Here is a 6,248-nt window from a genome sequence, read left to right as displayed (position 1 = left end):
TTGGTTTTGGAAGTTCGCGAAGCCCACTTCCAAAACCAAGCACCCTGCCCCGTCCCTCGTCCGTACGTATTCCCCGCTGAGCGGGTCATAGATGCCATGCACCGATGTGCTAAAGTGACGGCTTGAAATTGGTGCTATATTCAGCTTGAGTTGTTTAATGCTAGTACGGGAGGCTGATATGGGGCTGTTCAAGAAGAAAAACCCGCAGGATGCCTTTGATCCCGATGTGTTTACCATCACGGATACGATTTTGGACCCGCCGCGGTTTACGTTTTTGCCGGCTATCTACCAGGATGCCACGCGTCGCAAGTGGGCCGTGCATCAGCGTGGTGCAGAGCCTAAGATTTTTGACTATGCGGACGTGTTGCAGTGCGAAGTAGCCGAGGCGGGCGATCCGGAGGCCGAGGAAGTGACTTCAAAACAGGAATTTGCCCAGCGTATCCTGGCAAATCCTGCCAAGGCGGCGAAAATAAACGCTGCCAAGCGTAATATGTGTCTTGGTATGGGCGTTGTTGTGGCGGTTCAGACGGGAAAAGACGAGGTTTCCAAATTAGAGATTCCCGTTATGACCGACGAAGTTAAACGCGATTCAAGTCTATATAAGTCGTATCGGAATGTCGCCGAGAAGATCAAGGCCGAATTTGATGCCATGGGAGGGCTGGCCTAATTTTGGCGGCATACGTTTCTGAATGAGGAGTCTGTGCAATGGCAGGCGAATCTTATGCAATTCCCCCCAAAGATCGTGCTGTTGAGGGAATTCTTTGGTATATCCAGCACCATCAGCTTGCCGGCGGGGATCGCCTGCCGGCCGAGCGCGTGCTGTGCGAAGAGATTGGCGTTTCGCGTACAGCGTTGCGTGCCGGTATCACGCGGCTCATCTCGTGTGGAACGCTCGAGAGCCGTCGCGGATCGGGTACGTATGTGTGTCCTCCCAAGCCGCTAAACATCTTTCAGGAAACGTATAACTTTTCCGATGCTGTGCGGACTGCCGGTCTGCACCCCTCTTCTCGTCTGGTTTCCACCGGGACCATCGAGGCGGATGAGGCGCTTGCCGACAAGCTTGGGGTGTCTGTAGGCGCTCCTTTGCTCCGCATGCAGCGCGTTCGACTTATTGAGGGCGAGCCGGCGTCAATCGAGACCGCTCACGTTAACCTGTCCCTGTGCCCATCGCTTACCGAGCACGATTTTGAGTGCGAGAGCCTTTACGATGTCTTGCTCAAAGAAGGCGGCGTGCGTGTTGAGCATGGACGTGAGCATATCTCTATCTCGCGTTTGAACGTCGAAGAGGCCGAGCTGCTCCAGCAAGAAGAGGGAACGCCGGTGTTCTATGAGAGCTCGATTGAATTTGATAAGGACATGCGTTTTGTGGAGCATTGCAAATCGGTGATTTTGCCCACAAAGTTTCGCTTTGCCGATAACGGCGAAGAGAACGGCATGAGGAGTGTGGCAGGTGAACAATGGCTGAAACAGTAGATGCCACCCCGGTTTATATGCGCATTCGACGCCGCATCGAGGAGCGTATCGAGCGCGGTACATATCCCACGGGTTCCATGATTCCGTCCGAAAAAGACCTCGCCGAGGAATTTGGTACGACACGCTTGACCATCCGAAGCGCTGTCGATGAGCTGGTTCGGCGCGGGCAGATTCGCCGTGTTCGGGGGAAAGGTGCCTTTGTGGCGCAGAAAGTACCTGCTTTTTTTGAACGCACGGGCGGTTTCCGTGAATCGGTCCGTGCTTCGGGCGGCGAGCCGTCCGTCCGTATTCTCGCACGTTCCAAGCGTTATGCGGGGCCATACTACGCTGACCTGTTTGGCATCGCCGAGGACGACCTGCTCTATTCCATTCGACGCCTGAACTGCATAAACGGTAGCCCCGTATCGATCGAGACGGCGCTGATTCCCTGCCTGCTGTTCCCAACCATCGAAGATATTGACGTGTCGGTCTTCAGCTTGTACGAGACCTATGAGATGCTGGGCCGAAAGCCAGTTATGGCACAGGAAAAGCTCGATATCGAAGCGCTGGGCGCACGAGATGCCGGCCTGCTTGGACTGGAGCAGGGTGATCTTGCCTTGACGCTGGAGTGCGTAAGCTTCGATGCGAGCGGCCAGGCGATCGAGTACGTCAAGTCGTTTAACCGCGGTGATGCGGGTGGATATACCTATACGTACTAGCTGGTTTTTTGCATAACGGGCTGAAAAGTTGACGGAATTTTGATTCGTTGAGCAGACCGTATATACAACCTTACATGGCTCAAAATCGACCGTTCGCCGATGGGGATAAATTAATCGACAAAGAGGTATCAAAAAGCCGTAACCTGTAACTGTGATTGGTATCAAATACTAATGATTTGTTACGAGGTGAGACGATGAAGATGCTCGATTACGTTCAGCTTGCCCATGTGCGTATGGGGGAGAACCTCGAGCGTTCGTCTGAGCTGGTAGCGCAGCTCGTTGATATTTTCCAGTCCGGCTCTTTTGATGCACTGCGCATCGTTGCTTCGGGTTCGTCGCGCCATGCCGCCGATTGCGCCCGCGATTACCTGCAAGATGCGCTGCAGATGCAGGTGTCCGTTGTGACGCCCGAGGCCTTCGTCGATTTTGAACACACCTATCCGCAGCATGCGCTCAACATCGCCGTCTCGCAGAGCGGCTATTCGACCAATACGATTGCGGCGCTCGATTACATGCGTGCACACGATATGGCTGCAGTTGCGCTCACGGCAAACGTCGAGGCACCCATCAAGGAACACGCTGACATCGTTCTTGACTACGGTGTGGGTGTCGAGTCGGTGGACTTTGTGACTCTGGGCGTCGAGGTTCTCGTTGAGTACCTGGTGCTCTTTGGTATTTACGGCGGTCAGGCGCGCGGAACGATTGACGCCAAGGGCGTTGCTCAGCGTCTTGATGACCTGCGCGAGGCTATCCAGGCTAATGCCGTGATGTGCAAGACCGCCGAGGCATATGTCCAAGATCACATGCTCGAGCTTTCTGAGCACATGCCCGCCATGGTCGTCGGCAACGGCCCCAACTATGGTGTTGCCGAGGAGGCAGCGCTCAAGCTGAGCGAGACCATCAAGATTCCTGCCATGCATCACGAAGGCGAGGAGTTCGTCCACGGTCCCGAGATGCAGATCGTTCCGGGCTATCTGGTGTTTATCGTCGACGATCCGCAGGGGTCGGAGCGTCTTGCGAATATCGCCGATGCGCTATCGAACGTTACGGCAAAAACGGTGCTGCTCACGGCCCATCCCAAGGGTAGGGCTCACGAGGTTGCGGTGCCTCAGGTGGCTCCGCTGCTCAGCGCAATTCCCAATCTTGTGTTCTTCCAGACGATTGCGGCCATGATTGCCGAGCGTCTGAAGTCATGGAACGTGCACCCGTATCTCGATACCGTCTCCAAGCAAATGGAGGTCAAGGCAGAGGGCTACGAAGAGTCAGTCAATGCGCTTAAGGCCAAAGCGGCTGAGTGTTACGGAATGTAAGCGGGTTTTGATGCCCGTTGGCATGGGGGATGTGGAAACAACCCCAGAAAGGAGAGACAAATGAAGGAAACCGAGAAGATCGAGATCATGCATTTCGACCAGGAGGGCTATCTCGAGGACGGCAAGGCGCTCTACGAGACCGGCAAGAAGATGACCGCGCTCGCCGACAAGGTCGCCGACGAGGGCTACGACGCCGTGTTCCTGATGGGCGTCGGCGGCACCTGGGACGAGCTCATGCAGCTCGAGTACCTCATGAACAAGTTCGGCGACCGCGACCTCGAGGTCTACCTGATCCACGCCGCCGAGTGGAACGTCATGGGCCACAAGCGCATGACCGAGAAGTCCGTCGTGCTCACCGCCTCCGAGTCCGGAACCACCCCCGAGGTCCTCGAGGCCGTCAAGAAGATGAAGGGCATGGGCGTGCGCGTCTACGCCATGACCAAGCCCGAGGGCCCCATCGGCCAGGCTGTCGGCGCCGAGAACTGCGTCGCCATGGCTTCTGACCATGGTTCGGGCGGCTGCGAGAAGGGCTACTACCTCGCCGACTGCTTCGGCCTGCGCCTGCTCAACCGCCGCGGCTGCTTCCCCAAGTTCGATCTGTTTATCGAGCAGACCAAGGACATCTGGAAGGACATGCTCGATATCCGCAAGCGCTTCGAGCCGCGCGCCGAGGAGCTCGCCAAGAAGTACGCCCTGGCCCCCTACACCATGTTCATCGGCTCCGGCGCCCTGTGGGGCGAGACCATCCTGTTCTCGATGTGCATCCTGGAGGAGATGCAGTGGAAGCGCACCCGCTACATCACCTCGGCCGACTTCTTCCACGGCACCCTCGAGCTCGTGGAGCCCGGCGTCCCCGTGTTCCTGTTCATGGGCGAGGACGAGAACCGCAAGCTCGACGAGCGCGTCCGCGCCTTCCTGACCCGCGGTGTGACCGGCGACACCGACATCAACATCATCGACACCGCCGAGTTCGCGATCCCCGGCCTTGACGACGAGTTCCGCGTCATCGTGTCTCCGTGGATTCTGACGGTGCTCGTTACCGACCGCCTGGCTCGCTACTACGAGACGGTCACCAAGCACAACCTCAAGTATCGTCGCTACTATCACCAGTTCGACTACTAAAGAAAACGGGTGCGGGAACGCGCCGGGCTATTGAGAGGAACACAGAATGAGGCAGTACATCATCGCCAGCCATGCGCACTTCGCTACCGGCATCAAGGAGAGTGTCGAGCTGCTCTCGGGCGCTCGCGACAACGTCCACGATCTTTCGATGTTCGTCGATGACCGCATGGACGTGGCCGAGGAGGCCCAAAAACTGCTGGCAGACATGGCTGCCGACGATGATGTCGTTGTCTGCACCGACCTCTTTGGCGGCAGCGTCAACAACGAGTTCACCAAGATCGTCCAGACGCGTCCCCGCACGTACCTCGTTACCAACATGAACCTTCCTCTGCTTATCCAGCTGCTGTTCTCTGACGAGTCGGCGCCGGTTGAGGAGACGATTCGCGCCATCGTCGCTGCGGACGATACGCGCGTGAAGTTTGTCAACGATTTTTTGGTCGATGACGAAGAGGAAGAAGAGTTCTAATCCGCAGCACCTACTGACACGCCGTAAGACGGCACAAGACCTTTGGGGGGTCACATTATGATTCAGCTACTTCGCGTCGACCATCGCCTGCTTCATGGCCAGGTCGCGGTCTCTTGGGTCCAGGGCCTTGGCTCCAACTGCATTTTCTGCGTGGGCGATAAGGTCGCCAACGACCCGGTGTGGAAGACGACGCTCAAGATGGGCAAGCCTGCCGGCTGCAAGCTCGTCATCAAGGATATGGCGAATGCCATCGAGGCCATTAACTCGGGTGTGACTGACAAATACAAGATGATTATCTGTGTCGCCACCATCGCTGAGGCAAAGCAGCTTGTTGAAGGCTGCCCGCAGATCAAGTCGGTCAACCTGGGCAACACCAAGCCCAAGGACGAGAAGCGCCCCGATGCTCGTCAGGTCTCTCGTCAGATCTTCCTGACTGCAGCCGAGGAGGCCGATGTGCGTGAGATGCTGAACAACGGCGTCGAGGTCGAGATCCGTCCTCTGGCCGATGACCCCAAGGTTGACTGCGCAAGCGTGCTATAGGCGTTCAATTTCGAAGAGTCTGAGCTCTTCGTAGTGTCCTATTAGGAAAGGGGGATATATGCTTACCCAAGCAATCCTCATCGGACTTATCGCCGCATTTGGTAAGTTCGACTTCCAGCTCGGTACGCTCTATGCGTTCCGCCCCATCGTCCTGTGCCCGCTCGTGGGCCTGGTGCTGGGGGACCTGCAGTCCGGCCTCGCGATCGGCGCCAGCCTGGAGCTTCTGTTCATGGGCTCGATCTCCATCGGCGCCTACGTGCCGCCTGATGAGACGATCGGCGGCGTGCTCGCCTGCGCCTTCGCTATCCAGTTGGGCCAGAGCACCGAGGCAGCCATCGCGCTCGCTATGCCCATCGCCACGCTGTGCCTTGCCATCAAGAACATCCTCAACGCCGCCCTGCCGATTCTGGTTGACCGCGCTGATGTCTTCTCCGGCCAGGGCAACCTTAAGGGTGTCTATGCGATGCACTTCCTGATCGGTTTGACCGGTATCATCATGGCGTTCCTGCTGTGCTCGCTGTCGTTCTATCTGGGTGCTGACGCCATCCAGGGCATGCTCGACTTCATCCCGCCCTTTGTCCTTGCTGGCTTTGGCGTTGCCGCCAACATCCTGCCGGCCATGGGCTTCGCCATGCTCGG

8 protein-coding genes are annotated in these 6,248 nt (G+C 57.3%); all 8 read left to right on the top strand.

The genetic code is table 11. The features are described 5' to 3' along the window. The first annotated feature begins 178 nt into the window (after positions 1–178). On the top strand, positions 179–667 hold the full coding sequence (locus DW233_RS09855) for a hypothetical protein (protein ID WP_117648566.1): 489 nt from the start codon (positions 179–181) through the stop codon (positions 665–667). A gap of 38 nt (positions 668–705) precedes the next feature. Next, positions 706–1,473, top strand: coding sequence for a GntR family transcriptional regulator (locus DW233_RS09850; RefSeq protein WP_117648565.1), 768 nt, complete (start codon positions 706–708; stop codon positions 1,471–1,473). Further along, on the top strand, positions 1,458–2,171 hold the full coding sequence (locus DW233_RS09845; protein WP_117648564.1) for a GntR family transcriptional regulator: 714 nt from the start codon (positions 1,458–1,460) through the stop codon (positions 2,169–2,171). Before DW233_RS09850 ends, DW233_RS09845 begins: the two co-directional genes overlap by 16 nt. A gap of 194 nt (positions 2,172–2,365) precedes the next feature. After that, positions 2,366–3,481 (top strand): SIS domain-containing protein, encoded by a 1,116-nt coding sequence (locus DW233_RS09840; RefSeq protein ID WP_117638249.1) that lies wholly within the window; start codon positions 2,366–2,368, stop codon positions 3,479–3,481. A gap of 60 nt (positions 3,482–3,541) precedes the next feature. After that, positions 3,542–4,603, top strand: a complete 1,062-nt coding sequence (locus DW233_RS09835) for an SIS domain-containing protein (RefSeq protein WP_117638250.1) — start codon at positions 3,542–3,544, stop codon at positions 4,601–4,603. A gap of 46 nt (positions 4,604–4,649) precedes the next feature. Then, the gene (locus DW233_RS09830; protein WP_117638251.1) at positions 4,650–5,069 is read left to right on the top strand and encodes a PTS sugar transporter subunit IIA; all 420 of its coding nucleotides are present in this window, start codon (positions 4,650–4,652) and stop codon (positions 5,067–5,069) included. Positions 5,070–5,126: 57 nt separating this feature from the next. Continuing rightward, positions 5,127–5,609: a PTS sugar transporter subunit IIB gene (locus DW233_RS09825; protein ID WP_117565058.1), complete on the top strand. Its 483-nt coding sequence runs from the start codon at positions 5,127–5,129 to the stop codon at positions 5,607–5,609. A gap of 58 nt (positions 5,610–5,667) precedes the next feature. Next, a partial coding sequence (locus DW233_RS09820) for a PTS sugar transporter subunit IIC (RefSeq protein WP_147324173.1) occupies positions 5,668–6,248 on the top strand: 581 nt, incomplete at its 3' end.

This window comes from Collinsella sp. AM20-15AC, from assembly GCF_003471405.1.
GTDB lineage: Bacteria > Actinomycetota > Coriobacteriia > Coriobacteriales > Coriobacteriaceae > Collinsella.
Note: the sequence above shows the minus strand (reverse complement) of the source record. Positions and strands in the feature narration are given on the sequence as shown.

Coding starts and splice junctions, on each gene's coding strand:
- DW233_RS09850 (WP_117648565.1), top strand. CDS start 706: ATGGCAGGCGAATCTTATGCAATTCCCCCCAAAGATCGTGCTGTTGAG.
- DW233_RS09825 (WP_117565058.1), top strand. CDS start 5,127: ATGATTCAGCTACTTCGCGTCGACCATCGCCTGCTTCATGGCCAGGTC.
- DW233_RS09835 (WP_117638250.1), top strand. CDS start 3,542: ATGAAGGAAACCGAGAAGATCGAGATCATGCATTTCGACCAGGAGGGC.
- DW233_RS09845 (WP_117648564.1), top strand. CDS start 1,458: ATGGCTGAAACAGTAGATGCCACCCCGGTTTATATGCGCATTCGACGC.
- DW233_RS09830 (WP_117638251.1), top strand. CDS start 4,650: ATGAGGCAGTACATCATCGCCAGCCATGCGCACTTCGCTACCGGCATC.
- DW233_RS09855 (WP_117648566.1), top strand. CDS start 179: ATGGGGCTGTTCAAGAAGAAAAACCCGCAGGATGCCTTTGATCCCGAT.
- DW233_RS09840 (WP_117638249.1), top strand. CDS start 2,366: ATGAAGATGCTCGATTACGTTCAGCTTGCCCATGTGCGTATGGGGGAG.